General features: G+C 47.4%; 12 protein-coding genes and 3 tRNA genes. 5 read left to right on the top strand and 10 right to left on the bottom strand.

Annotated features, from left to right (window positions below; all coding sequences use genetic code 11):
• Window positions 1-15: 15 nt before the first annotated feature.
• Window positions 16-492, bottom strand: coding sequence for a type VI secretion system lipoprotein TssJ (tssJ, locus tag ACY2RR_RS18455; protein WP_490109647.1), 477 nt, complete (start codon window positions 490-492; stop codon window positions 16-18).
• Window positions 493-615: 123 nt separating this feature from the next.
• The gene (tagH, locus tag ACY2RR_RS18450) at window positions 616-2,280 is read right to left on the bottom strand and encodes a type VI secretion system-associated FHA domain protein TagH (protein ID WP_490109646.1); all 1,665 of its coding nucleotides are present in this window, start codon (window positions 2,278-2,280) and stop codon (window positions 616-618) included.
• Between the two features lie 336 nt (window positions 2,281-2,616).
• Here tagH and ACY2RR_RS18445 point away from each other — a divergent pair, with 336 nt between their 5' ends.
• The 3 genes from ACY2RR_RS18445 to ACY2RR_RS18435 all read left to right on the top strand — a co-directional run bounded on the left by ACY2RR_RS18445 (window position 2,617) and on the right by ACY2RR_RS18435 (window position 19,550).
• Window positions 2,617-5,160: a bifunctional serine/threonine-protein kinase/formylglycine-generating enzyme family protein gene (locus ACY2RR_RS18445; RefSeq protein ID WP_490109645.1), complete on the top strand. Its 2,544-nt coding sequence runs from the start codon at window positions 2,617-2,619 to the stop codon at window positions 5,158-5,160.
• Between the two features lie 46 nt (window positions 5,161-5,206).
• Window positions 5,207-7,153 (top strand): ShlB/FhaC/HecB family hemolysin secretion/activation protein, encoded by a 1,947-nt coding sequence (locus tag ACY2RR_RS18440; protein ID WP_490109644.1) that lies wholly within the window; start codon window positions 5,207-5,209, stop codon window positions 7,151-7,153.
• Between the two features lie 61 nt (window positions 7,154-7,214).
• Window positions 7,215-19,550, top strand: coding sequence for a filamentous hemagglutinin N-terminal domain-containing protein (locus ACY2RR_RS18435; protein WP_490109643.1), 12,336 nt, complete (start codon window positions 7,215-7,217; stop codon window positions 19,548-19,550).
• A 104-nt stretch (window positions 19,551-19,654) separates the two neighbouring features.
• On the opposite strand, the gene ACY2RR_RS18430 is transcribed toward ACY2RR_RS18435, so the two are convergent.
• Complete coding sequence (locus tag ACY2RR_RS18430) at window positions 19,655-20,485, bottom strand: Stp1/IreP family PP2C-type Ser/Thr phosphatase (protein ID WP_490109642.1); 831 nt, start codon at window positions 20,483-20,485, stop codon at window positions 19,655-19,657.
• Window positions 20,486-20,783: 298 nt separating this feature from the next.
• On the opposite strand from ACY2RR_RS18430, the gene ACY2RR_RS18425 reads away from it, so the two are divergent.
• Window positions 20,784-21,392 (top strand): MarC family protein, encoded by a 609-nt coding sequence (locus tag ACY2RR_RS18425; protein ID WP_490109641.1) that lies wholly within the window; start codon window positions 20,784-20,786, stop codon window positions 21,390-21,392.
• Between the two features lie 56 nt (window positions 21,393-21,448).
• Here the strand turns inward: ACY2RR_RS18425 and ACY2RR_RS18420 are convergent, their stop codons facing one another.
• From ACY2RR_RS18420 to ACY2RR_RS18405, 4 genes are all read right to left on the bottom strand, one after another.
• Window positions 21,449-22,096, bottom strand: coding sequence for a hypothetical protein (locus tag ACY2RR_RS18420; RefSeq protein ID WP_490109640.1), 648 nt, complete (start codon window positions 22,094-22,096; stop codon window positions 21,449-21,451).
• A gap of 55 nt (window positions 22,097-22,151) precedes the next feature.
• Window positions 22,152-22,877, bottom strand: coding sequence for a HupE/UreJ family protein (locus tag ACY2RR_RS18415; protein ID WP_490109639.1), 726 nt, complete (start codon window positions 22,875-22,877; stop codon window positions 22,152-22,154).
• Window positions 22,878-22,931: 54 nt separating this feature from the next.
• A complete protein-coding gene (locus ACY2RR_RS18410) occupies window positions 22,932-23,276 on the bottom strand; it encodes a hypothetical protein (RefSeq protein WP_490109638.1) in 345 nt (114 codons plus the stop codon).
• Between the two features lie 315 nt (window positions 23,277-23,591).
• Window positions 23,592-24,605 (bottom strand): hypothetical protein, encoded by a 1,014-nt coding sequence (locus ACY2RR_RS18405; RefSeq protein WP_490109637.1) that lies wholly within the window; start codon window positions 24,603-24,605, stop codon window positions 23,592-23,594.
• A 105-nt stretch (window positions 24,606-24,710) separates the two neighbouring features.
• Between ACY2RR_RS18405 and ACY2RR_RS18400 the strand changes: the two genes are divergently transcribed.
• Window positions 24,711-25,736 (top strand): AraC family transcriptional regulator ligand-binding domain-containing protein, encoded by a 1,026-nt coding sequence (locus ACY2RR_RS18400; RefSeq protein WP_490109636.1) that lies wholly within the window; start codon window positions 24,711-24,713, stop codon window positions 25,734-25,736.
• A gap of 64 nt (window positions 25,737-25,800) precedes the next feature.
• Here ACY2RR_RS18400 and ACY2RR_RS18395 read toward each other — a convergent pair.
• The 3 genes from ACY2RR_RS18395 to ACY2RR_RS18385 all read right to left on the bottom strand — a co-directional run bounded on the left by ACY2RR_RS18395 (window position 25,801) and on the right by ACY2RR_RS18385 (window position 26,269).
• Window positions 25,801-25,891: transfer RNA gene (locus ACY2RR_RS18395), tRNA-Ser, on the bottom strand.
• Window positions 25,892-26,005: 114 nt separating this feature from the next.
• Window positions 26,006-26,082 (bottom strand) — tRNA-Arg (locus tag ACY2RR_RS18390).
• Between the two features lie 96 nt (window positions 26,083-26,178).
• Window positions 26,179-26,269 (bottom strand) — tRNA-Ser (locus tag ACY2RR_RS18385).
• Between the last annotated feature and the right edge of the window lie 160 nt (window positions 26,270-26,429).

Genomic DNA, 26,429 nt, shown 5'->3' with positions numbered 1-26,429 from the left:
AAATAAAATTGGAAATCAATCTGCGCCCTGGGCAAGACCACGCTCATCGGCAACCACAGAGAAATCATTGCTGTAATGGGCGCGAACTGGCAGAACCAGCATGGTTTTGGTATCGCCATAACGGGAATATTCCGCCATAACACCGAGATAACGAACTTCAGGTGTTAATTCAATTTCTTCCAGACGATTTTCACCGGGAGCAATTTCTTTCAATTTAACAGTGCCTAACAAATCACGCCCCAGACGATCTTCTGCCTGCTCATAAAGAGCCAGAAAATCTTCCCGTTCAAACTGGCGGGCATCTGCCAATTTAAAAACTCGAATAACTAACGGTGATGGCCTGCCATCATCATCCAAATTAACGTCACCTGTCGCATTAATTTGCAACTCTGCCAAAGTATCGAAATTTAATACTTCCCGACCCGTACTGCAGCCGGTAATAAACACCACAAGAAAAAGACTGAAAACATAACGAAACACTTTATTGTTCACAGCTGAAAATCTCCCTGACCCAGCATTAATATATTCAAAACCGACCATGAAAAACCAAAATAATGGAACATCATGACAGACTGTTTACGCCAACAAACAGCTCTAGCTCGCGACTTTAAGAAACTATTGAATATTTCTTACAGCATTAAGCTCAGCAATCTTTTTTTCATAAGCTTCAGCAAAAACCTCACCAAACATCTGGTTATAGGTTTTCTCAGGATCCTTACGGAGTTCATTAAGCCAATCCTGATAAGACTCCCAGTTTTTGGCTTTCTTGTTACTCATAAAACCTTTGTTCTGGTTACGATGAAAACGTGCTTCCAGATTCTCTGGTGCAAATTGCGACAACATAAATTCAAATGCCGAACGCATGGCCGCCAAAACTGCAACCTGGTGATCTGAAATATTATCGAAACTATCTCGCACAGCTTCTGAAGGTGAAAGAAACGCATTACTGTTTCCGCCAAACATCATCCCCAAAGCATCATGAGCCGATGCAGAAAACTTCAAAGGATTATTATCCTGACTTTGAATCATGGTGCGCTCAACCCTGAGTTCATTCTTGATATTGCTGCGGGCACGCAATAAATCAATTAGCCGGGTTGATGTTTCACGAATAAAAGCACCCGCTTCTGATTCAAGGTTTTGCAAACTGGCAGCATCAACATTCTCCACTCCCAGCTCTCGGGCTAATGATGAATTACCAGTAACTGCACCCTGCTGAGCCTGCACAGGTGCAACAACAGGCTGAGGTATGGGCTGCTGAGCAGCGACAGGTTGTGGTTGGGGCGGTGGAGCGACACCAGGCTGCGGAGCCTGAGGAGCTGGTACAACTTCAGGCGGTGGAGTGATAGGCTGCTGAACATGCTGAACTTCAGCCCCTGGCGCAAGCAACTCATCCAAAGACATACTATCAAGAGAGCGCGCCGCTTCTGGCTGAGCAGCAACAGGTTGCGCCGGAGCAGGCTGTTGAATAACAGGCTGAGGACTAACTACCGGTTGCGGTGCAGGCGTAGGAGATTGAAAAGACTGCTGCACAGGCTGTGCCTGAGGAACCACCATGGATTGCTGCTCTGCTGGCGCGTGATCATTATCACTTGCCCACCAGTCATCAGCAGCACTTTGATTACCTCCCCAGGGATCAGCCTGAGGGGTTTGAGGGTCAGATGTAGAACCTGAAAGCGCAGCCAACGGATCAAGAATATCCTGCCCACCACCCAGACTATCAAAGCTGGAGGGTGAAGCCAGAGGGTCTACTACTGGTTTCGGAGCAGAATCAATTGCCCCCCATATATCCTGAGATGCCGACTGTTCTTTGCCGGGCTCCAGCCAGTCATCAAACTGCGCTCCGGCATCTGGCTTTTCCGGCTCAGGCTGCATAGCCAGGGAGCCGATTGTTGTCTTATCAGAGGAATCTAGAAAATCAACACTTCCCAGACCATCAGGAAGTTGATTATCAAAAATCTTTAATGTTGATTTGATCTGATAGTGGCCGACACTTATTATGTCACCGTCGTTTAACTGAGCTTTGTTACCAGAACCTAATGGATCATCACTGCCATTAACAAAAGTTCCATTAGTACTCTTATCGAAAAGAAAATAAGAGTCACCAGAAAACACAATATCAGCATGAACAGAGGAGACAATCCTCTCCATATCAGGCAAAACCCAGCTATTGGAATCAGCACGACCTATGCTGCCCCCTGATTTTGCAAAAACTTTCTTATGACCGACCATATTTGTTTCAACAGGCCCGTCAATCACTTCAAGAATAAGTTCTTCTGCCATCCCCGGCTCTTCATGTTGTAAGGCTGACTTGCAGCAAAATCCTTATTACCACTTACCATGCGACATACTACAAAAAAGTCACAACTTCTGGCAGCTCTGTGGATACTATCCTATGCAACGACCGCTTGGCTAGACATGGTTTTTCAATTCACCGCCCCTAATTGCCGGGAAAATAAAAACGTGAACAACATCATATTTCTTGTCCATTCATAAAACCGCAATTACAATCGCAGACACTAATAACACAGATGCGTCTTCGAACAACAAAAACAATCATTCTCGAGCGCAGTTTCAATACCCTAATTCATTTTACAGTTATCAAGCGAAGTACACGGAATGAGTACCAGCGAGAATGACAAGACACGATTGGTATCTAACACTGATACCAATGATGCACCAGAAGATAAAACAGTTATTGCTGACATGTCGGCTCATACATCACCGGATGCCGAAAGAACAGTTTTTGCACCCGCAACCGGCAGCTCAGCCAATGACAATCAAACAAAGCCCAACCCTCCAAAACAACAAGCAACATCACACTCCCGTGGAAATCAATTAAAACGGTTAATTAATAATCGCTTTGAGCTGAAGGCCATACTCGGGGCTGGAGGCATGGGGGCTGTTTATAAAGCAGTAGACCTTCGCAAAGTTGAAGCAAAAGATCGTGATCCTTACGTTGCTATCAAGCTGTTGAATGAAGATTTCAAACAACACCCGGATGCATTTGTTTCCCTTCAGCGCGAATCAAGGAAATCCCAAAACCTGGCACACCCCAACATCGTAACGGTTTACGACTTTGACCGTGACGGTGAAACGGTTTTCATGACCATGGAGTTTATGGAAGGTTCTGCTCTTGACGAGCTGATCCGAAAATCGCCCGGTGTTGGTATGGAGTTCGACAAAGCCTGTCAGGTATTCAGAGATATATCAGAAGCTCTCGCATACGCCCACTCAAAACGCATCATCCATTCTGACTTTAAACCCGGCAATATCTTTATTCTGAGCAATGGTCACGCCAAGGTATTCGACTTTGGTATTGCCAGAGCCGTGTCGTCTTCTGGAGCAGGCCTGCAAGCCGACGGAGACAAAACTGTTTTTGATGCTGGCAGTCTCAGTGCATTAACCCCGGCATACGCCAGCTATGAAATGCTGAAGGGTGAAGAGCCGTCAACCAGTGACGATGTTTACGCTCTGGCCTGTGTAGCTTACGAGTTGTTTGCTGGCGCTCACCCCTTTAACAAAACACCAGCAGACAAAGCCGCCGAACAAAAACTTAAGCCCAAACGCATCAAGCAACTTTCCAGCCGCCAATGGCGCGCCTTGGAAAAAGCGCTCGCCTTTAAGAGTAAAGACCGCACCCAAACGGTTAAAGAGCTTGAAGACGCCTTTTTCGGTAAGTCACGAATCCCTCTTTATGCCGCTGCTGCAGTTCTTGTTGCAACTACAGCCTCATCCCTGTTCTTTCTGCAGGATAATCAGGTTGACGAAGCCAAACTCCGGGTAGAACTGGAAGAGGAACTGCAAACCGATATTCGCGCAAACGTAGAACATGAGCTGAAACAAAAGGCAGCCCTTCAGACTTTGCAGGACACTCTGGCCAAACCTCTCGATGACCAGTGGGATACTGCACTGGAGCAAGCTATCAGCGATTATCAGGCACTAACACCTGACGACAGTGACAGTATTATCCAGGCCAAACAAAAAGCTATGTCACTCTACCTGGAAGCGTCATCAGAACAGCGTCTGGCGGGAGAACTGAGTAAAGCCCGGGAGCTATTGGATAATGCCAGTTACTGGCAACAAAACTCTGATCAGATCTCCCAGGCAGAATCTCTTCTTGCCAGCGCCCAGGAAGAGTTGCGTCAAAAGCAGGAACAACAAAGACTTGCTGCTGAAGCAGAAGCCAAACGATTGGCTGAAGCTCAGCGCCAGCAAAAGCTGGAGTTGGCACGACAGGAAAAACTTCGCAAAGAACGAGTTGCCCGGCAAAAACGCGAGCAGGCTATTACAGCGGCTGAAGGTAAAGTCGCGGAAGCTCTTTACTGCAGCGCCAACCTGAATATTCAAACCTTGTCTGACAGTTTGAGCGATCTAAAAACCCTTAGCTCGTCAGAACACGCGAAACTAGAAAAAACAGCCATATCATCTGTGGCAAGCTGTATTCAACAGATTGCCCGTCGTAGCCCACATACCGCCTCCCGCCTGCAGAAAGGTGCTCTGCAACTGTTCCCAGGCGCTCAGGCTATAGACAATATTGCCATCGACTTCTGCTCCCACCTCCGCCCCGGCTCAGGCAGCAAGGGTCGACGTTACTTCTGTGAAGACAAACTCCTTGATGGCAATGTCAGCCCAACACTGGTTGTCGCCAAAGCTGGTCAAAAGAAACTGGCAGTGACTCGCTATGAAATCACCGTTGCCGAATTTAACAGTTATTGCGAAGCAACCAAGCAGTGCTCAACTTTACCTGGCTCTGATTCCCTTCCCGCAAGCAATATCAGCATTGAGCAAGCCAAGGCTTACAGCACATGGTTAAGCAGCCAGACCGGTTATGCATATCGATTGCCATCCTATAACGAATGGCTGGCACTGGCGTCTCCGGCGCGTAATGGCAGTGATCCTGACCGCAATTGTTATTTGAAGTTTGGTGGTCTGCAGAAAGGTACCGAACTGGTTAATGCATCATCTGGCAAACCTAATGATAACGGGCTGGTCAATACCGTGGGTAATGTTCAGGAGTGGACATTCGACGGCAACGCTCTAATTGCAGCTGGCGGAAGCAGAAAAGATCCGCTGAAGCGTTGCCTGATTACCACAAAGTCTTCACACAGCGGCCAGCCTGATGATGTTACCGGCTTCCGACTGGTAAGAAATATCCAATAAATACATAACCAATTAAAAACAAGTACAAGTAGAAGGATTTACAACTGTGCATAGAGTACCGAATCACCCAACTGCGCTTTTCTCTGCCAAGCCTTTAGCGGCAGCTGTTTTTCTGAGCGCTGCACTTTCAGGGTCTGCAAATGCGATAGAGGATTATGTTCCTGATCTTCAACAGCCGGATATTGAGAAAGAATTCCAGCAAAGAAAAAAAGACATAGAGGAAGAAGCAGGTAAAGGTCTGCGCCTGGAAGAGGATCTTTCCGGTGAAGACCCACACATTGAAATCAACAGTTTTACCTTCCGAAGCCTTCCTGAATACCCTGAAGCAGGAGTAACCAAAGAAGCTATTGAAGAACTGGTTGAAGGTCTACGCCAGAAATACATGCGTGAGTCTGAAAAGCTTGGCAGCGGGTTTACCCAGCTGGAACTGGAAGAAATCGGCGCATTTCTTCAAGAAAAAGCGACTCAGAAAAGTACAGCCAAGTTAAACCTCAATGATCTGGCAGAACTTGTCTCCATTGTGAAGAAACAGAATGCTGTTCGGGGTATGACCTACGGTGATATTGAAGAGATCGTACAGCAGATTACCCAGTTTTATAGAACCCGCGGCCTGTTACTGGCCCGTGCCTACATTCCTCCCCAGGAAGTAAAGAATGGCATTGTTGAGCTGGATATTATTGCCGGTACTCTGGGCAAGGTCACAGTTGATGGTAACAAGAAATACAAAGATGAAAACCTTCAACAGCCGTTCCAGAACCAGATTGGCCAGCTGGTTGATAACGCAAAAGTTGAAGAGAGCATTTACCTGCTAAACGACCTGCCCGGCCTGAATGTTTTTGGCTTCTTTGAAAAGGGCGACAAACTCGGTGAGTCCAACCTGAACCTGCAGGTTCGTGATGAAAAATCCTGGAACCTTTCCATACGCGGTGACAACCACGGCCCAGAATACACCGGTGAATATCGCTTATTTGCCCAGGGCAACTGGTTGAACCCAACCGGTATCGGTGACCAGCTCACCATTGGCGCACTTAAGTCTTTTGACCCGGAAAACACTCACCTGTACCAGCTAGGTTACAGCTTCCCTATTGGCGGCCCGGATACTCGCCTGGAGCTTTTCTTTGAAGATAATGATTTCAAGATTACTTCTAAAGAAGATGAAAGTATCAATATCCTCGGCATTGAAGGCGCTAACACAACTTACTCCGCAACCTTAATGCACAAGATTCGCCGCTCCAGAGCTGAAAATCTTGCTGTTGGCTTAAAACTGGCTGAAAAGAAAGTTAAGCGTAAGGCCAAAATCAACAATTTGATTAGCGAAGGTGATCACACTCGTTCAGCAGAATTTATTGTTGAAGGAGATATGCTCGGCACCAGCATCCGCACCCTGAATATGGGGCGGCTGGCCATGCAGTATGGCAAGTTCCGTAACGACACCCCTAAAGACAGGGGCGACGATTACTACAAGCTGGCACTGGACACCAATTCCCTGTTCTTTGTACCTCTGCCGTTTACCGACAGTGAATCCCGCCTGATTCTGAAATCCAAACTTCGCTATGGCGACACTGGCCTGCCTTCCTTCGAGCAGATGTCGCTAGGTGGTGCCAACAGCGTACGCGCCTTCACAGTTAATGATTTCTCTGCAGACACCGGTGCCTATCTTGGCGCTGAGTGGTACTTCGATGTTCCTCAGGCTCTTGATTTTGACCTCTACCAAGGGCAACGAGTGAGTGATGTTCTGCAATATGCCGTATTCATGGATGGTGCTTACGGCAACGAAAACAGCTACCGACAGAATCAGGGCGACCTGAAAGTTGCAGATCCCTGGGCACATCTGGCCGGTCTGGGTTTCCTGATGCGCCTGAACTGGCAGGATCAGATCTCTTCCACCATCAGCATTGCCAAACCGGTATCTCATAAATCCGGAAGTGGAATTGTGGGGAATGAAGCCAAGAGCTGGCAGACCTATGTGGACCTGACCCTGCGTCTGGACTGAGTCTTTTGAATCGATTTTGTTGAGCTAACGAATAACAAACCAATTTTGCACGGATAGCACTATGAACACATTCAACACACAGCCAGATAGTAACGTAAACCTTCGCAGTAACAGGTTAACTCCTCTGGCTCAGGCGGTGACTAAACACCGCATGGCACTTGCTCCCGTTCTGGTTTTCATGACCATGGCAGGCAGCCAGAAAGCACAGGCGTTACCAGAGGGCTTTAACATAGGCACCTCTGAGGGCATCTCAGGTATCAATACAACGGTTCCAGACAAGTTAACAATTATCCAAACCAATACGCCAAAAGCCTATCTACAATGGGACTCTTTTAACATTGCGAACGGTGAGAGTGTTGAATTTGTACAGCACAGTTCTTCGCATTTAATCCTTAACGATATTTTGGATAATAACCCCAGTGAAATCTTTGGCAATATAGATGCCAACGGCCATGTACTGCTGGTCAATCCTCGAGGGATTCTGTTTTCAGAAAATGCCACTGTAAACGTCAACAGCCTCACTGCTTCAACGCTCTCTATTGATAAAAATGATTACATGACAAGTAACGCTCTGACTTTTATAGAAGGCGCTGAGTCAGGAGCAATCATTAACCGGGGCACTATCAATGCCGCCAGCGGCGTTGTGCTGCAGGGTGGCCGCGTTGAAAACAGTGGAACGATTACAACCCCCGATGCCACAAATCCAGCTCTGATTTCTGCAGGCTTGGTTGCCTTGGTAAAAGGCGGTCAGACAGTTCTGACGTTTGACCAAGATGGTTATATTGGTGTCGCTGTTAATGCTGATTCCATGACAAATCTTGGTGTTGATACTGCTGTTCTCAATACAGGAACAGTTCAGGCTGGCAACATCCTCTTACAGGCCAAAATGGCCAGTGGACTGTTCGACAAGGCCGTTAACAACCACGGTATTTTAGAAGCCAAAGGTATCAATAAAAGCGGTGGCACTGTCACCCTTGGTGGCTCCGGTGGTGATGTGCTGGATATCGTGAATACCGGCACTATAGATGTATCTGCTACCGGCAGCGGTGGTACTGGCGGAACAGTGAAAATAACTGGTGATAACATCTCACTGACGTCGACGGCTGAAGTGCCAGCCGGTACCAATACTCCCCTGATTCCTGCAGGTGATTCCACCATTATTGCCACTGGTGAAGAAGGTGGCGGCACCGTATTGATCGGCTCTTATAACAAAGACGATTCTGATACCTACGCCGCTCACAATGTTTCTATAACCGCAGGCACCAGCATTAATGCCAGCGCTACCGGCAGTGGCGATTCCAATGGCGGTCATATTGAAATTTCTGCCAGAGACAATCTGCATATTGCCCATGATCCGAACAATGCAGGAAGTATAAAGGCTGCAGGTTCCAACAGTGGTGAGAATGGCAAGCTGGTTTTACGTTCCGAAGATGTTGCCATCACCAACGATGGCACCACCGGGGTACACAGCGCGGTTATTGGTGAAGCCCTGGCGCAGAAAACCAATGTGGCGGTAAAAGCGGACCTGGCCAATATTGGCAGCACCGGTAGCGGTGATATCTCCGTTAACAATGCCATCACCGCGGATCTGCAAAGTGGTTCTATTGCCAGCCTGGCTATGGAAGCCGAAAACAATATCACTGTTGGCGGTGATATAACGGCCACCGAGGGTGATCTGCATATTGATATGCAGGCGCTCAATTCCGCTCATATTCAAAGCGGAATCAGCCTGGATACTCACGGGGGTGATTTTACCGCAAACAATAGAAACTTTTATAATCAGGGTGATATTGATCTGCAGGGGCAAGCCAGTAGCGATAATGGCACAGCCTCTATCACCATTGGCCGTGGCGATACTGATGGTACAGGTTTCACCGGCACCATTACCAATGCAGCCACCCTGAATCTGCAGGGTAATGGTGGTACGGATACCTTTGTGTTTGATACCAGTGCTATTACCCTTGCCGGCTCACAACTAACAGCCAATGGACAGATTGCCAATATTAGCAGTGTGGAAGGTATTACCTTTGGCAGCCTGGATAATACCGGTTCTCCAGACAGCATTACTGTCACAGCCAGAACAGATGGCACTCTTACCACTGATGACAGTAATGACCAGCTCGAGATCATCAGCAACAATACCGAAACCTATGCTTCTGTTAATGGCGTTAGTATTCGAGGCGCCAGCCATATCGACGCGGCAGGTGGTACCAATACCGTACTCGGTGTTGATGAAAACGAAGATGAGACCTTTGCCCTTACAGGTGTGGCTGATCAGTTTGAGAATCGGGGCATCACCTACTCCAACATTGATAACGTTGATGGCCGTGGTGGCGACAATACTCTGGCGGGATCCGATCAGGCAGACACCTTCCAGCTGCACACCACAGCCAACAGGCTTGAAGGTAATGGCATTGTCTTCGATGGCATTACCGACACAACAATTGATGCCGGTAATGAAACAGATGTTCTCATTGGCACATCAGGCGACGAGGTCTTCACGCTTCAAAGCGCAGCAAACTCCGTCGGCATAGGCAATTATCTCTTTACCAACCTGGAAGCCGTAAATGCCGGACAGAGTACCGACGAAGCCAATACTATCTATGGGCGCAACAGAGGCATTCTGAGCGTAGATAATTTTGAGCTTACAGGCGTTGCCAACCAGGTTTTCAGCAGAGGCATTACCTTTTCCGGCATAAAAACTGTTGACGCCGGAAACGGTGCAGACCAACTTACAGGGTCAACTGCACAGGATACCTTCTTCCTTATCGACGGCTCCTACAAGATTGGAGCAAATGGCATTTCTTTCACCGGCATCGATCATGGCGACCTAAATACCGGTGGTGGTGACGATATTCTACAGGGTACCAATAACAACGATACCTTTATGCTTGAGGGAACAGACTATCGCGTAAATGCGGACAGTTTTAATTTCACCCATATTAAGCGTGTAGAAGGCAAAGACGGTTCCGATATCGTTCGGGGAGTTAATTCAGGTAGTGAAAGAGATGATGCTTTCAAGTTAACGGACACCGCTAACGAAGTCGAAAGCCGTATGATCACCTTTGCAGAAGTGGAGAATGTAGATGGCCGCGGCGGCAATAACACTCTGGCAGGTTCAAATGTTGCTGATACCTTTGCGGTAGATAGTAGTGGCCTGACAGGTAATGGTATTTCGTTCTCCAGTGTCAGCACTTCCGTTATTACCGGTGATGGCACAGACACGCTGGAAGGCACAGACAGTGTCAACAACTTTGAACTGAGAGAATTCAATAATCAGGTCAAGCTGGGGGCATATACTTTTTTCGATATTGAAACCGTTAAAGGTAAAGATAGTGACGGCACCATTACCGGCACTATCTATACAGAAAACTATGTGTTAACCAGTAATACTGGCGAAGTAAAAAGCAACAACATTACTTTTAGCGGTATCAGTGCTGTCAATGCGAACGGTGTCAGTGATGCCGACTCGCTGCAAGGCTCCAGCAAAGCCGATACCTTTGAACTGAACAGCACTACCAACAGTCTTACCGCCAACGGTATCGCTTTCACCAGCCTGGAAGACCAGAGCATTGATGCCGGCACCAATACCGGTGGCAGTGATACCATTATCGGTACCAATGGCGAAGACACCTTCACCCTCCACCGCAATAGCGGCGATAGCAGCAACATCAATCATCAGGTCACCGCGGGCGGATTCACCTTTGCCGGTATTGAGACGGTCGATGGCGGCGATCAGCAGGATACCATTCTCGGCACTGATGCGGATGAAGATTTTGCCCTGCAGGACGGTCCTGACAGCAATAACAGTGTTCAGGTGAATGGCATTCTGTTTAACCAGATCGAAATGGTTAATGCCGGCAATGGCACCAATACCATTACCGGTACCGTTGCTGACGATGCCTATGAACTGACCGGCACCAGCGGCCAGCTCAAATCCCACAGTATTACCTTCTCCAATATTGCCCAGGTCATCGACGGCACCGGCGCAGCCAACACACTGACCGGATCGAGCCTGGCAGACACCTACACACTCTCTGCAACCGTAGGACGGCTGTTCGCCAACAATATTCAGTTCGACAATCTGAACAGCACCATTCAAGACGCCAGCAGCGGCAACACCCTGAAAGGTACCTCCGGCAATGACTCCTTTACCCTCAGTGATAACAACGCAGTGCAGGGTAATAGCTGGAGCTTTGGCGGGATCGGCTCTATTGAAGGTCAGGGTGGAACAGACACAGTTGTCGACCAGACCACAGATCAAAACACCCGGGCCTGGGCGCTCAGTAAAAACTCTGACAGCCTGACCGTTGCCAATAATGGGCAAACCTCCCTGACAGATATTGATAAGCTGACTTCCAATAGTCATCTGTCCCATAGCACTGCCGGTGAAAAAGCAACTATTTCTACCGCTGCCGGGCTGTTTGTAACTGCTCTGGAAAAGCTGAACATCAACATCACAGGTACAGGGAATTACAGCGGCAGCGGTACGGATTCCGTCATCGACACCACTAACAGTGGTTGGAGTGTGACCGGCACCAAAGCGGCTACACAGACAGACAGCAGTCGCCAATTTACTGGAATCAGCGGTGTTGAAACAACCGGTGGCGTGACTAACGCTATTAATACTGATCAGACCGTGACTCTGGATCAGGGCTTGAACAGCCAGGGCAGTACGGTGGATACCATTGGCATTGCCGACATTACCTTTACCGGCAGTCGCAGATACACCGGTTCCAGCTCCAAAGATATCGTGACCGATAATGTCTCCGGTCGTAACTGGTATCTCACAGGTACCAAATCTCTGAATGATGACCGTAATCAGGCCTCTACTGGGTTTAAGCTCAACCTTGTTGACGAAATCTCAGGTGTCTCCACCATCGAGAACGTCAATGCCAACCTGAATGTCTCCATTGGCAGTACCGGTAACCTGACTGCTGGAGGGATACTGTTTGATGGGGCAGACAAATATATCGGTTCTGGTAACGACAATGTCAATGACGGCCGGGGGCAGGACTGGTCTATCATCGACTCAGATCCTGATTTAGCGAATGTCACAATAGCAGCACAGACAGGCTCAGGCGTTGACGCAGACAGTAAAGTACTGACATTTGAAGGTATTGATCAGGTCACCACAACAGCCAATGTAGCCGGGCGTGAAGCAAACAGTGATTGGTCAATTGAAGGGAACCAATCAGCTAACAGTGATGGCATCACCTTCAACTTGAATGGCTCCAATCCACAGGTGACCAATGTGGGTGAAGTCACCAATGCATCAGGAGATAATCTCCCCGTTACTCTGAAAGATACCAATGACACATTGAATGCAGCCGGCATTGACTTTGTTGATGTCAGTAAATACGTGGGCCATGTGGATCTTAACGGCAGTAGAGATACCCTGACTGATCAACGCGGCCTGGGCTGGGCCATTATTGGTGACTATGTCGCCCGCTCAGGTGACACAACTGACAATAGCCAGCTGACCTTTTCCAAGATCTCCCATATAGATATCGATCCCGCGCTTGCCAATCAGTATGTTGACGATGGTCAGGATAGTGATTGGTCTGTTGGATTACAGACTGGTACAACCACTGCAACCGATGGTCATATCACCTTTACCGGCCTGGATAAGGTGAACACAACTGGTTCACTCACAAATTCCACAGGCTCAGCTCGCACCGTAACTGCCACCGAGAATGCTGGCGTCAGCACACTCAGTTTGATGGCAATTGCTTTTGAAGGTGTTACCCGCTTCTTTGGTGGCGGCTCCGATACTGTGATTGATAGTCCTAACGGAGACTGGCAGGTTGAAGTTAATACTAACGACTCCACTATCCAGGCTCGCTCCGGCACACGCCTGTTCTCAGGCATTAATAAGGTAGAAACGCAAGGCGATGTTACTAATAACGCCGGCAGCCAAGAAGTTACTCTGGGTAATGGCACTCTGAATGATGGCAGTGCGGCAAGCACTCTGGAAGTCACCGACATCACCTTTGCCGGCGCAGGGGACTATACCGGTTCAGGCACTGACACTATTCAAGATGGTACCGACAGTAACTGGAACCTGGACGCCGATAAGACCGTTACCCAGGAAAATACCAGACAGCTTTCTGGTGTTACCTCTGTAACAAGTGATGGTGCTGTAACCGAGACAGGAACGAATAACTGGGTTAGCACTGGCCAGAACTCGGCTAAAGCTCAAAATGTTACCTTTACCAATGTTTCACTGGTGACAACGGAAGGCCGTATCAGCTCTGAGCTGAGCAGTCAGCAAACTGTTAAAGCCGATAATGACAGCCTTGAGATCAATGGCATCGACTTCAAGGACGCCACTGGATTTGATGGCGTTGCTGGCCGTAATGATATTGTTAAGGATTCAACGGGTAAAAACTGGGAGGTCACTAACACAGCAGAAGCCACTCGTGATGCTACCGGTTTGAATCAGGATTTCACAAATATTGCCCGCGTTGAAACTACAGGTAGCACTACAAATGCGACAACTACAAAACAGGAAGTAGTCCTTAGCCAGGAAACCCAAAGCGATAACTCCCAGAAAGACACCCTGAAAATCGCAGACATCACCTTTGTTGAAAGCGGTGCCTATATTGGCAGCAGCACATATGAAGATGCGATTGATGATCAGACCAATCGTGACTGGGGCATCAAAGGTGATAAGGCAGCAGCCCAGGCCCTCCCCCAGGGCCAGGAGCGTTTATTTACCAATATCGAGTCTGTTCTCACCAACGGTGAAGTATCGAACAAAACCAGTACTGCATTAACGGCAACGATTAACAGAGGCGCAAGTACAACACTCTCGGCTCACAATATTCTCTTTACTGGTATAACCGGTTATCACGGTGACATAACCCAGACCGACACCATCAACGGTTCCCTGGGAACAACCTGGTACCTGACAGGCCTCAAACGTTTAAATGACCGGGAAGCCGATAACGGATTCCTGTTAACTAACGTAGATGCCGTGAATGGTGGAATAACCTCACTGGAACACTCCTCTGTGTTTGGTGGTGAAGTGGATGTAACTGTTCAGGCAGACAGCAAAGTGAATGCTGGCGGCATATTGTTCAGCACAGTCACCAGCTACACCGGCAACAATACAGACAATGTTATTGATGAGAGAGGTGCTGACTGGTCAATCATTACTATTAATGGAGCTAACTCTGGTGGCAGCGAGCCTGGTGACCCTACCCTGCTCACCTTTACCGGCATCGACAGCATTGAAACGGCTGGCAATGCATCTGGTAAAGAGACAGACAGTGCATGGTCTGTGACTGGAGATAAAACTGCACAAAGTGATGGTATTACTTTCAACTTTACAGATGCTGATACTCAAATCACCTATAGCGGCCTTATTACAAACGCTTCGAACGGTGCTGCAGATGTCGACCTGAAGTCAGACGGCCTGCATACCGCTAACATGGTATTTGCTGATGCCACTGGCTACAAAGGTGATGACACTGAGAAGGATAGTGTTACAGATCATCAAGGCAGATCATGGTTTATTACCGATGACAATCGCCTGAATACAGCCAGTGATAACACTGGATTCAATCTGGCAGATATTGATGAATTCACCGGTGTAGACACTATCGAAAGTCGGGCCGCTGACCTCGATGTTGTTATCGGTGTAGATAGTAACGACAGTGCCCTGAAAGCCGGTGGTATCCTGTTTAATGGTGCCAACAGTTTTGCAGGTTCCGGTTCCGATAATGTCAGCGATAAACGTACTGCTGCACAGGATTGGGCAATCACCAGCACCAACAGCGCCAGAACTGCCGGAATTGACTTCTCCGGTATCGACAGTGTTTCCACATCCGCGAACGCTGCCGGAAGAAGCACTGCTGACAGCGACTGGGCTGTAACAGATAGTCAGAAAGCCCAGAGTGATGGAATTACCTTCACCTTTACAGATACTGATACCGTTATCACGAATGTTCGTAAAGTCTCCAACGCAACCGGTGATGGTCTAGACGTTGAACTGAAGTCCAATAGCAGCCTGCAACTGGCGGATATTAACTTTGCCGATGCAACGGCTTATCAAGGTCACGACAAAACTGCGCCCACAGATAAAGACGACAAGGTGTCTGACAAGCGTAATCAGACGTGGGCAGTTAGCGGAGATAATGCACTCACCAGTGGCAATCTGACGTTTACAGAAGTGGATGCTGTTGATACTACTGCTGAAGTCGATGGCAAAGCAGGTGAAGCATGGGTTGTTAGCAAGAATGCTGGCGATACCATTGCTACCAGCAACAAGATTGCCTTTACCGGCATTACCCAGGTTAACAATGCAGGCGCACTCACCAACAATACTGGCTCTATTCGGGATGTGACTATTAAGCTCGCAACCAACGCCCTTGAGCTGATGGGAATTTCTTTTGATGGCGCCACTGAATACACAGGCCATCTGATAGCCAATGGTGGTGACACAGTCATTGATGAAACCAATAGCAGTTGGAAATTAGATGGCAGCCGCATTGCAACGCAACAGGGTGCAAACAGGCAGTTCAAAAACATCGCTCAGGTTGGTACAACAGGCTCGGTCACAAATGGTACGACCAGCGGACAAACCGCAACATTAAAAGACCGCCAGATTGTTGTTGGCGATATAACATTCGATGGCAGCACTGACTACATTGGTCGGGATGGTGATGGCGATCATGTTGTTGATGAGACTACCGGGACAGGTAACTGGTTGGCGAAAGGTGATGGTGAAACACACTTTGACACTCACCAGCTGACCAACATCGAAAGCGTAGAGACCTCTCGTGGTGTTACCAACGAAACCGGAACCGCTGCATCAGATACTGTCGCAGTGGATGATGACAGCCTGACCTTTGCCGGAATCGATTATCAGGGTTCCACCTCCTACGCTGGTGCTGGTGACCACATCACCGATAACACTACCGAAGCAACAACGTGGAATGCCACCGGTGCAAATGCCGTTGGTAAAGAGAGAGCAGGAAAAACCGGGTACAACCTCACCGGTATAAACTCTGTTGCGACAGATAAGGATATCGCTAACACCTCAGGCACCAGCCAGGAAGTTACTCTGGACGACGACAGCCTGACAGTTACAGGGGTTGATTTCCAGGGAACCAACACGAGTTACACCGGTGATTCTGCCGGAGATACTCTTAATGACAGCACTGGTGGCAACGATGAATGGTCTATCGACAGCCAGCAAACTGTCAGCAAAGCTGGCCAAAGTTTGTCTGGTATCAAGCAACTCAACACTGCCAAAAATGTTTCTGAAGCAACCAGCAGTGACTGGGATATTCAGGACAACCAGCAAGCCTACAGTGCTGATCAAGGCCTCATAGTAAAAGGCAGCAGCCAGATTACTACCATGGGCAAAGTCACCAATGCCAGCCAGACCGGCCTGGACGTTAAACTCGAAGATTCTCAGCTTACCGCAGCAGGCATGCTCTTTAAGGGCAGCACCGATTACACCGGCCGGGCCGGTGACGGTGATATTGTTGATGACCAGACAACCAGTGCCGATAACTGGTTAGCCAAGGGAACCGGTGAAGCCCGTAAAGGCAACCATGTACTGCAGAATATCGAAACCCTGAAGACGGATAACGGAGTGACTAACGATACTGGCAACACACAGGATGTCACTCTGTATGATGACAGTATCAATCTGGCAGGTGTTAACTATCAGGGCACACAGGAGTACACCGGTGCCGATGACACTGTAACTGACAGCACCTCCGATGATTCGGCCTGGAAGGTTCAGGTTGATAATGCCCTTGCTAATACCCTGAAAGCCGCAAAGGGTAATTATGAGCTGAAGAATATTGCCGGGGTAACAACTGACAATGCGTTGGAAAACGGCACCGGCAGTTCTCAAGATGTTGGACTGACGGATAACAGCATCACCATTGCCAACAATGACGACAGCTTAGTCTTTACAGGTTCTACTACTTATACCGGTAATAGTGACCATGTCACAGATAACACTGGAGGTTCTGAGCTCTGGCAAGCTAAAGGTTCCGGCAACACAGGCAACAGCAAGTACTCCCTGAACAGTGTTGCCAGCATGGCAACTACCAAGGGTATCCAGAACGACAGTGGGACCAATCAGACAGTCACTCAGGCTCGCGATAATCTCACTGTGGGTGGTATTGAATACCAGGGAGCAACGGCCTACACCGGGCACAGCAATAAAGCAGATATCGTGGATTCCGACAGGGATAACTGGCAACTGACCGGAAACTTGAATACTGCTTCCACCACTAACAGCTCAAGCCAGACAGTGACCTTTACTGATGTAGGGACTGTCAACACTGCCGGCAATGGCGCCCTTGCAGGTTCTGAAGCTGATGATACGTTTACCATCAATGGTACGAACAGTGTCAACGCTCAGGGCATAACCTTTAATGATGTCACTTCATTGGATGGCGGCGAAAATGCAGCTAATACCGATGCCGATACTTTGAAAGGTTCTGGTGAAACCTGGATGCTGACCGGCCAAACCAACGAAGTGAGTGCCGCCGGGATTGTTGCCAGCAACATTGAACAGGTAACCGATACGGGTACTGGAAATGAGCGCGGAAAGGTAGTGGGCACATCCGGAGATGATGAATTCGATCTCAACGCTAACCAGTCGCCGAACTCTCTGATTGCCAATGGCATTCTGTTTACCGGTATTGATGACCTGGATGGTAACGGTTCGCAGGGCAAGGATATTGCTTCGAGCGACAATGCCGTCTGGAAGCTGTTGAAAGATGCCAAAGCTATTCTGACCAATGGCATCACTATTACCAATATCAACTCTATTCAGGATGGCGGCGATGGCACGGTTGAAGGCAGCGACGGAGTCGATACCTTCACTCTGACCGGCACCGATAGCTTTGATGCTAAGGACATCAGCTTCAGTGGCATCAGCACCATTATTGCTCAGGAAGGCGATATTGCAGAAGCTGGTACTAACACCGAAATAGACTGGCAGTTAACCGGCAACAAAACGTTCTCAGTTGGGGGCATGAACTTCAATGGCATTAATCAAATTGAAGATAATGGTGAAGGCCAGCTTATTGGTACATCAGGAGCCGATACCTTTAACGTTACCGATACTGAAAAACTCTCTACCAACGGTATTGAAGTTACCGGTATCCGGATGATTCTGGCTGGTGATGGTGCCGACCAGGTTCTGGGCAACAGCCAGTCCTGGGCACTGGGTGATAAAGCTGATAATGAGGTCATGGTCGCCAATATGACCTTCCTCAATATTGAAGAAGCTACTGACCAAACTGGTAACGGCTCCTTTACTGGCAGCACCAGAGATGACCTGATCCAGTGGCAGGGTGGAGGAAAGCTGGCCAGTCGTGGTGTTAACTTCTCTGGTATAACCAGTATTGATGGTGGCGACGGTAACGATACTGTTTACGTTGATGGTGAAGTTAACTCTCTGGTCACCCTGACTGGCGGCAATGGCTCCGGCGATTTGCTGGTTAATCGCACACCAATTGATGGCAATGTGCTTGGCTGGGATCTGCAGCTGACAACTTCAAGCCTGGGTGGCAAGAACTTCACCAGCTTTGAACGTTTGAGCCATGAGCTGGATACCATCACTTTGAACACCAACTCAACCATTTCCCTGTCTGCTAATGAGATTCGTACAGAAAACTCTCTGAACAAATCTATTGAGACAGGAGCTGTACCTCAGTTTGCCAAGATGACATTGAACACCTCCGGAGGAATCAACGGTTTTGCCAAAACTGATGTGATTGATTCCAACTCTGGAGGTGCCGTCGATATCACTGCAGGCAATACTCTCACGGTTGATGACATTATCAGTGGTGGCGATGTTGCTGTTGAGGTGACCAATGGCGATCTGGTTATCAATGGCCTGGTTTCTGCCGGAGGCAGTGGCCAGGTAGATCTGACCAGCACAACCGGCAACCTGTTAGCTGATGGTGATGGCGTTCATATTCAGGCACGTAATATCAACCTGACTGCAGGTCAGACTGTCGGCTCGCAGGAACTGCAGTTCCTGATTGATACAGAAGTTGGTGGCACTGTGGATATCGTTGCCAATCAGTACGTATCACCTCTGTTTACCGATGCTGAGGCTGAAGTAAGCACTATTGGTGAACGTCTGCTGTCTGTTTCTGAAGCTGTCGCCCTTTCAGGCTTCCGTAGTTCTTCTCAGCAGTTGGTGAATCAGCTGGGTAATGTTGACCCTGCTATCTTCACTGAGATCAGCAGTTTCAGTGTGGCAGAAAACAGTGCCGGTGAACCACCTGTAGGTGATTACATGCTGGTTCAAAATGGTAATGCGACTATCGAGGGGCTGCCTGTTGAGGCCACCGCTGGCGGAGATGATAACAATAATGATTGCGCGACATCTGGTGATTGCGCTGATGAATAACCACTAGAGCACAAACGAAAAAGCCGCTTGTTTTTACGAGCGGCTTTTTTTATTGGAGTATTGTTTTATTTAGTTATGGCTCAAACAAATAGAGATAGCCGGGTTTACAGAGAATAAGGAACTGTCTTATCTTCCTGAGGCTGAGTGTTATAAGTAGAAACAGCGTGCTTCTGATACTCGGCAATAGCCACAGTAATATTATCTTTCCCGCCTTGAGCATTTGATTCATCAATAAAACGATAACAACATTCCAATGCCGGGCGATGAGTCGCCATAACAAACTCAATATCACTGTTGCTGAAATACTCGGTCATACCATCTGAACAAAGCAGCAATAAACAGTCATCCTGCATATTGAACTCTGAAATCACCGGTTCAACTTTATGATGAACGCCTACCGCTTTTGTTAGCTGATTGCGGACTTTGCTGGTTCTGGCACTCTCTTCTGTTAAAGAGCCGTTATCAATCATTTGCTGTACAACCGAATGATCACGGGTTAACTGCGTAAGCCCGTTCTGCATCGTCCACATATAAGCTCGGGAATCACCAACATGGCCAACAATCAATGTGGATTCCCAAACTATGGCAACAACAACCGTTGTTCCCATCTGACGAAACAAAGGCTGCGCTGTTTTGCAGTCCAGAATTGACTGGTTAGCATCATTAATAGCCTGAAGAAGTTCTGATTTGAGAATCAGCGGCTTTTGATGAGGAGTACAGGTTGAAAATGTTCTGTTTTGAACAAAGTGCAGGCGTTGGGATATTTTCTCTATCGCCAGCCTGCTCGCAGTTGCACCACCGTGATAACCGCCCATTCCATCGGCAACAATAATAAATGAGAACGGAGCATGACTGTCGCCACTAAAATAAATGGCATCTTCGTTTTCATCGCGCTTACGCCCGATATCACTCTTACCGTCAATGGCTATACGCATTTGGAATTATTCTTGTGTCCATACAACAAATACATCTTACCCTTCACGGAATAAAAAACCTATTGGTAATGCAATGGATATCTTTTAACTGATTGAAAAAAGCAAAACCAGATATCAAAGAGCTATCTGACAGAGAGAGCTGTTAAGCGCATTCACCTTGAAAAACAGCCATCTCACAACCATATTTGCGTCACACTCAAGTATTGATCAGATCAAAGCTCAGGTGTCATACCGCCACATTGAGATCAATCTTCATAAGTACTTGGAGCACAGGTTGTTGTTGAGCTTAGGTGTTTGCATGAGTGACCTTATAGCGACTTTCGTTTTCTTTTTTGCGGTTATAGATCCAATTGGTACTGTTCCAGTCTTTATCGCTGTGACCAGTCACTATAATGAATCTGTTAAACGAAAGATTGCCTGTAGGGCCGCCTTTTTTTCCACCATAACACTGCTGTTTTTCGTTATTGCTGGTGAGCTGATTTTAAAGGCTATAGATATTCCTCTTTCTGCCTTTCAGATTGCAGGTGGAATTGTTTTATTCCTTTTTGCTCTTTCAATGATATTTGGGGAAAGCAAACCCGAAGAAGAAGTAAAAATGGCAGCATCCGGGAATGAAAAAGCAATATTCCCTTTGGCTGTGCCTTCCATTGCCAGCCCGGGGGCCATGCTTGCCGCAGTACTGTTAACGGAAAATCATCGATACAGCCTATTGGAACAGGCTCAAACAACACTTGTGATGATGGCAGTGTTAATCATTACTCTTGCCCTTATGCTGGCTGCAAGTAAAGTCCAGAGGCTTATTGGTGATAGCGGAGCAAGCATAATCAGTCGTGTTATGGGGTTAATACTCGCTTCAGTGGCAGTCTCAAATGTATTGTCAGGAATAACTGAGTATTTTTCCCTCTAACACAGGCAAATAAATGTTGGACGCCAATCGGCAGCGCCCAACATTCAGGGATTAAATCACAGCACCCTCTTCAGCTCAGAGTATTCCCCGCCTGTACGAAGCACGACAGTGACATCCTGCTTATTACGATTACGGAAGAACCAGCCATGATTTCCTGTGAAAGCGGCTTCCAGCTCTCCTTCATCTTCAGGCACTCCTCGCCCTTTTTCATAAGAAATGGAACGACCACTGCCATCACCATGAGTGTCAAAATTCACCGGCCCACCTTCTGATGCCCAGGAGAACACTGCGGTTTCACCTTGCTTCATAACCAGTTTCACTTCTGCACCCTGACCTGGCGTTAAGGCAATAGTGACTTCATCACGCCAAATTACTGTTGGCTCTTCTACAACTGGCTCTGGAGCAATTTCAACAGTTCTCTCTTGAGCAATCTTCTTTGCTTCTTGAGCAACGACTGCAGCCTTTACTTCCTGAGTAACCGACTGCTGATCTGCAGCCGCTTCTGCAGCTAACTGTTCTTTAATTTCTCCCATCTCCGTCAGCCCCAGCATACGCCCTGCCCCAGTAGGATCTATAGCGTATTCGGCTGGCAGGATGACTGTTACTAAAATAACGACAGCAACAATCAGGGCAACAAAGGTTGATACCAATAACTGTTTGGATGAAGGTAAATCTGCCTGGGAAGGCTTTTCTGCGTTATACATGACTTTTATCCTTATTCTGTTCTTTAGCTTCTAGCTCTATCTATTCAATAAAGTCTCAGGCAACAAACAGCCCGGTTAACTGATAGCCAATCAACATAAATCCGGCACTCATCATGGCGACATTGGCCGTATAAGCGTGCTGCATAAAACTGGGCGATCGGCGCCAATAGCCCATAAAAATCAAGATTGAACCAAGTGCCAGAAGCTGGCCTATCTCCACCCCCACATTAAATGCCAGCAGGTTGGGCAAAAGGCCGTCAGGAGAAATGTCATATTCGATAATCTTGGTAGACAGGCCAAAGCCATGACAGAAACCAAAGATTAGCGTTGCCAGCTTTGTGTTGGGCTGAAAGCCAAACCACCGCTGAAAAGCACCCAGATTATCCAGTGCTTTATAAACAACAGACAGGCCGATAATGGCGTCGATAATGTAGCTGTTAATGCCCACATTAAAGAACACCCCCAACAGCAAAGTGGTGGAGTGCCCTATGGCAAACAGGCTCACATAAATGGCCACATGACGAATCTGGTAAAGAAAGAAAATCACCCCAAACAGAAACAGGATATGGTCATATCCCGTCACCATATGTTTGGCGCCAAGATAAGTAAAAGAGATCAGGTTAATACCAGTGATCTCCTGAATATAACCTTTATCCCCCTGAGCAACCGCATGGGCATAGCTTTCCGGGCTGAAGGCGAGCAAAACGGCCAGACACAACAGTATCAGCCCCATAGGTTTATTGGAGGCAGCAGCAAATCTGCCCCACGTTATCGATAACATAAAGACTCCGTTTAACTGAAATTAGAACGGTTGCGTAAACACAACCCAAAGCATTCAGGCAAACGAAGATTGCGGAGGTCGCAGGAAAGGATAATTTCGCTTTATGGGGGAAGAACTGGCAAGCAGATCATGTTGACTACCTGTAGTTACAAGTAGTGATATCTCTTTTTGAAGAGTTCGATCAATATTTTCATGAACATGGCTGCTGGCATCATGACTTTGTAAATCGTCATGACTATGACCATGGGAGAACGCATGTGAGTTCTGATGTTCATTCGCATCGAAACCGAAAGAACCATGAAAGCTTTTGTCGCTCAAAAAATTCACCGCACCATTGCCAGATATGCCGGACACCACCAGCATAAAAAGCAAACATAATGCAGAAACCTTAGATAGCATCGGATTAAAACCAAACTAACACTCTAGCGACAATGGCATCATTGTGTGCTTTTTCTCCAGCTGGGCGCAACAGGAAAATGCATTTCACTATCTATTTCAAGATGCACTCTCAGCAGTATGCCTGGCACGCCTGGAGTTTATAGGGGTTCGTTCGCTCTCATCGGCATCCAGCGCCCTGCTCCATAACGGTACAACTTTGGCTGTATTGGCAAGAGCTGTTGCTGCACGAAAAACCAAGTTGATTCCAACCTAAACAACCGCCCAACAAATAAAATTTCTGGCAGCTTTGCAGGCTGCCAGACCTTCTCGAAACAGTTAATACAAGTTTTTAAGATCCTTGTTCACCACTGCATTCACGATCGGTGTAGATAGCTTCCCGACAACACCTGAACCATTCATATGTTCAGCAATCACTTTGGGGAACGGGGTTAAAGCTGTTTTCGCACAGTGATTAGCTAGCTCCCATATTCCAGAGTCCAGTAGAGCTTCTTCGTGATTGATTTCCCAGTACTTTACAGATAACTCTATGGCCACCTTCGGCAGCTTTCCATGAACACTGAGCAACACAAGCTTCTGCCTGGAAAACGTTAGCCGTGCAGCAGCAAACACCTGCAAAACCCACGGCTGCCCCGGCACCAGAAAAGCTAACCCAACGTTTTTGTTATCAAGAATATTTGTGAGACTGACTGCAACTTTATTACCGGGTCGCTCAGGTAAAAGCAGTGTTTTTTCATCCAGAACCTGCACAAATCCTGCGGGGTCACCACGGGGAGATAACTCTGTATCGCCATTTCTGTTCTGAGTGCGCAACAACAGCCAGGGCGATGATTGAATACAGTCCAAAGCGACATAGGAGAGCACCTTTCCACTGCAGGGCTTTTCAACTTTTAAGGAGCTATTCTCATACTCCCAGAAATTGGCACGCACCTTCGCTCTCGAGCAATGAAAATAAGCAGCAGTCACCTTAAATCCAATACTTTCACCATCCACCACAACATCACCATTAACTCGCAGTCCGTGATCAATTCCTGATACAAGAAAATAAAGGCTTCCCTGAACCTTCTGCAATGGCTTTATGTCACGGGATCCATGAGGAAAGGTGAAGAGCAGCTCCCGGCTCTTTGTTGATTTCAAGGATTCATCACAATTTAGGAAGTAAAACCCCAGCGAGTCATCAACAAAACTCAATACTGCCAGACCTGATTGCTGAACAAACTCCAGACAGTAGTGATCAAGTTCTGAAAGTATTCGCTTGTGCAATATTGCTGGAGGCGAAGGAATAATTTTTCTCAATTCTTCCAGATTGCTAATGGAAAACTCTTCTGACATTGTCTGTTCACTCCTATGTAGAAGACAATGTTAAAGTTCTCCGCTACTGGGGCGTATATCCGCTTGTTGCAGAAACAGGGCCTTTGGTTTCAAAAAAGATATTAGATGAATCAATCTTCTCCCATTACCAATAACCTCCATACAGTTTCTGCCATAGCTGTGCTGGATCTGGCTAATGGGCTGATTGAGGCCAAGATTCTGCCCGAAGTTCAATTCAAAAGAACATTTCCTGATATCCACTCTTTAAAACTACAGCTGCAGCAGCGATCAGACTTGGTGATTGAGGAGATGCGCCTTCCAGAATCGGAACTTATCCGACTATGGCAGATACTAGAACAACATCCTGCAGCAGCCGATATGGGGTTAAGGATTGGTCAGAAAGTTAACCTCCAGGCCAAAGGCATTCTGGCTAACTGGATTTCCCAATGCGATACACTGGGTCAAGCTTTTCAAACATTTCAGGCCCATATAGCACTTTTAAACCCATCGGAGTGTTGGACCCTTGAAGAGCAGGGACAAAAATTACGTCTTAACTTCAGCTTTCAGGAAAGAAGTTACCCCGCTTCCGCTGTCGAACGCAGCATGACTGCCTTGATTGCCTGGGCAGAATCTTTATGTGGGCAAAAAATCAAAGTGGTTCGCGCTGGCTTTTGTCACCAACAACCAATAGATAAAACCCTGCATCAGAGAATTTTTGGCTCTGATCTTACTTTTTCACAAGACGATAATTTTATTGAATTGAACGCTGAAGTATTCAACCAGCCTATTCAGAATGCCAATGCCTACTTACAAGATATCTTACAAAACAAAGCAACAGAGCTTCTCTCGCACTGCCAAAGCAGCACCAGCTATAAAGTCCAGAAACTGATTGAAAGCAATATCGTACATTACAGCCGCATTGAAGCAGTATCTCAGAAGTTTTGTATGAGCCGATCAAAGTTGTATCGAAAACTTAAAGATGAAGATACGTCTTACAGATATATTCTCGATTCTGTTAGAAAAAGAGCTGCAGATAAATACAAGGCGACAGGTATGGCTGATAACACTATTGCCATTAACCTTGGCTTTCAGGATTCAGCCGGCTATTACAAAGCTCGTAAGCGCTGGCTCGCAGTGAAAAAGATCGGATAAATATTTTCAGATATCTAAAACGCAAAAATCCCGTAACAGATATCTGTTACGGGATTCTATTGTATGGCGGTGAGGGAGGGATTCGAACCCTCGATACCGGTTTAGGGTATACTCCCTTAGCAGGGGAGCGCCTTCGGCCACTCGGCCACCTCACCACACGAAAAACATCATACCTTTACACTTTGAAGAGTCAATTGCTGACACCTATAAAAGCTTTGAGGAATGAAAAACCCGTCTTTCTTGACGGGTTTAAACTCTTAACAAAAAAGTGGCGCGTCCTGGAGGATTCGAACCTCCGACCGCCTGGTTCGTAGCCAGGTACTCTATCCAGCTGAGCTAAGGACGCGCAAAACTATTCCAGCAAACAACAACGTTACAATTTGCGATTTGCCGATCAATCAATACGATGGAATTTACAATTAAACGACATCGATTGTCAATCTGGCGGTGAGGGAGGGATTCGAACCCTCGATACCGGTTTAGGGTATACTCCCTTAGCAGGGGAGCGCCTTCAGCCACTCGGCCACCTCACCGCGGAGACGGCCGCTATAATAACAGATTAACGCTGAATGCAAAGCCCTTTTTAAGGGCTTTTCATGAGTACGAGAAAGAGTGATTTGAAAAGTGATTCATTAGGGAAAACAAACAGTTAGGTGGCTCAGTATCAATACTGATTACCACCCTCCTCTTCGG

Source organism: Parendozoicomonas sp. 2304DJ65-17 (assembly GCF_058148445.1).
Note: the sequence above shows the minus strand (reverse complement) of the source record. Positions and strands in the feature narration are given on the sequence as shown.

Excerpts from the sequence above, each read along its gene's own strand:
- tagH (WP_490109646.1), bottom strand. The coding sequence starts at position 2,280 with ATGGCAGAAGAACTTATTCTTGAAGTGATTGACGGGCCTGTTGAAACA.
- ACY2RR_RS18445 (WP_490109645.1), top strand. The coding sequence starts at position 2,617 with ATGAGTACCAGCGAGAATGACAAGACACGATTGGTATCTAACACTGAT.
- ACY2RR_RS18435 (WP_490109643.1), top strand. The coding sequence starts at position 7,215 with ATGAACACATTCAACACACAGCCAGATAGTAACGTAAACCTTCGCAGT.
- ACY2RR_RS18430 (WP_490109642.1), bottom strand. The coding sequence starts at position 20,485 with ATGCGTATAGCCATTGACGGTAAGAGTGATATCGGGCGTAAGCGCGAT.
- ACY2RR_RS18425 (WP_490109641.1), top strand. The coding sequence starts at position 20,784 with ATGAGTGACCTTATAGCGACTTTCGTTTTCTTTTTTGCGGTTATAGAT.
- ACY2RR_RS18420 (WP_490109640.1), bottom strand. The coding sequence starts at position 22,096 with ATGTATAACGCAGAAAAGCCTTCCCAGGCAGATTTACCTTCATCCAAA.
- ACY2RR_RS18415 (WP_490109639.1), bottom strand. The coding sequence starts at position 22,877 with ATGTTATCGATAACGTGGGGCAGATTTGCTGCTGCCTCCAATAAACCT.
- ACY2RR_RS18410 (WP_490109638.1), bottom strand. The coding sequence starts at position 23,276 with ATGCTATCTAAGGTTTCTGCATTATGTTTGCTTTTTATGCTGGTGGTG.
- ACY2RR_RS18405 (WP_490109637.1), bottom strand. The coding sequence starts at position 24,605 with ATGTCAGAAGAGTTTTCCATTAGCAATCTGGAAGAATTGAGAAAAATT.
- ACY2RR_RS18400 (WP_490109636.1), top strand. The coding sequence starts at position 24,711 with ATGAATCAATCTTCTCCCATTACCAATAACCTCCATACAGTTTCTGCC.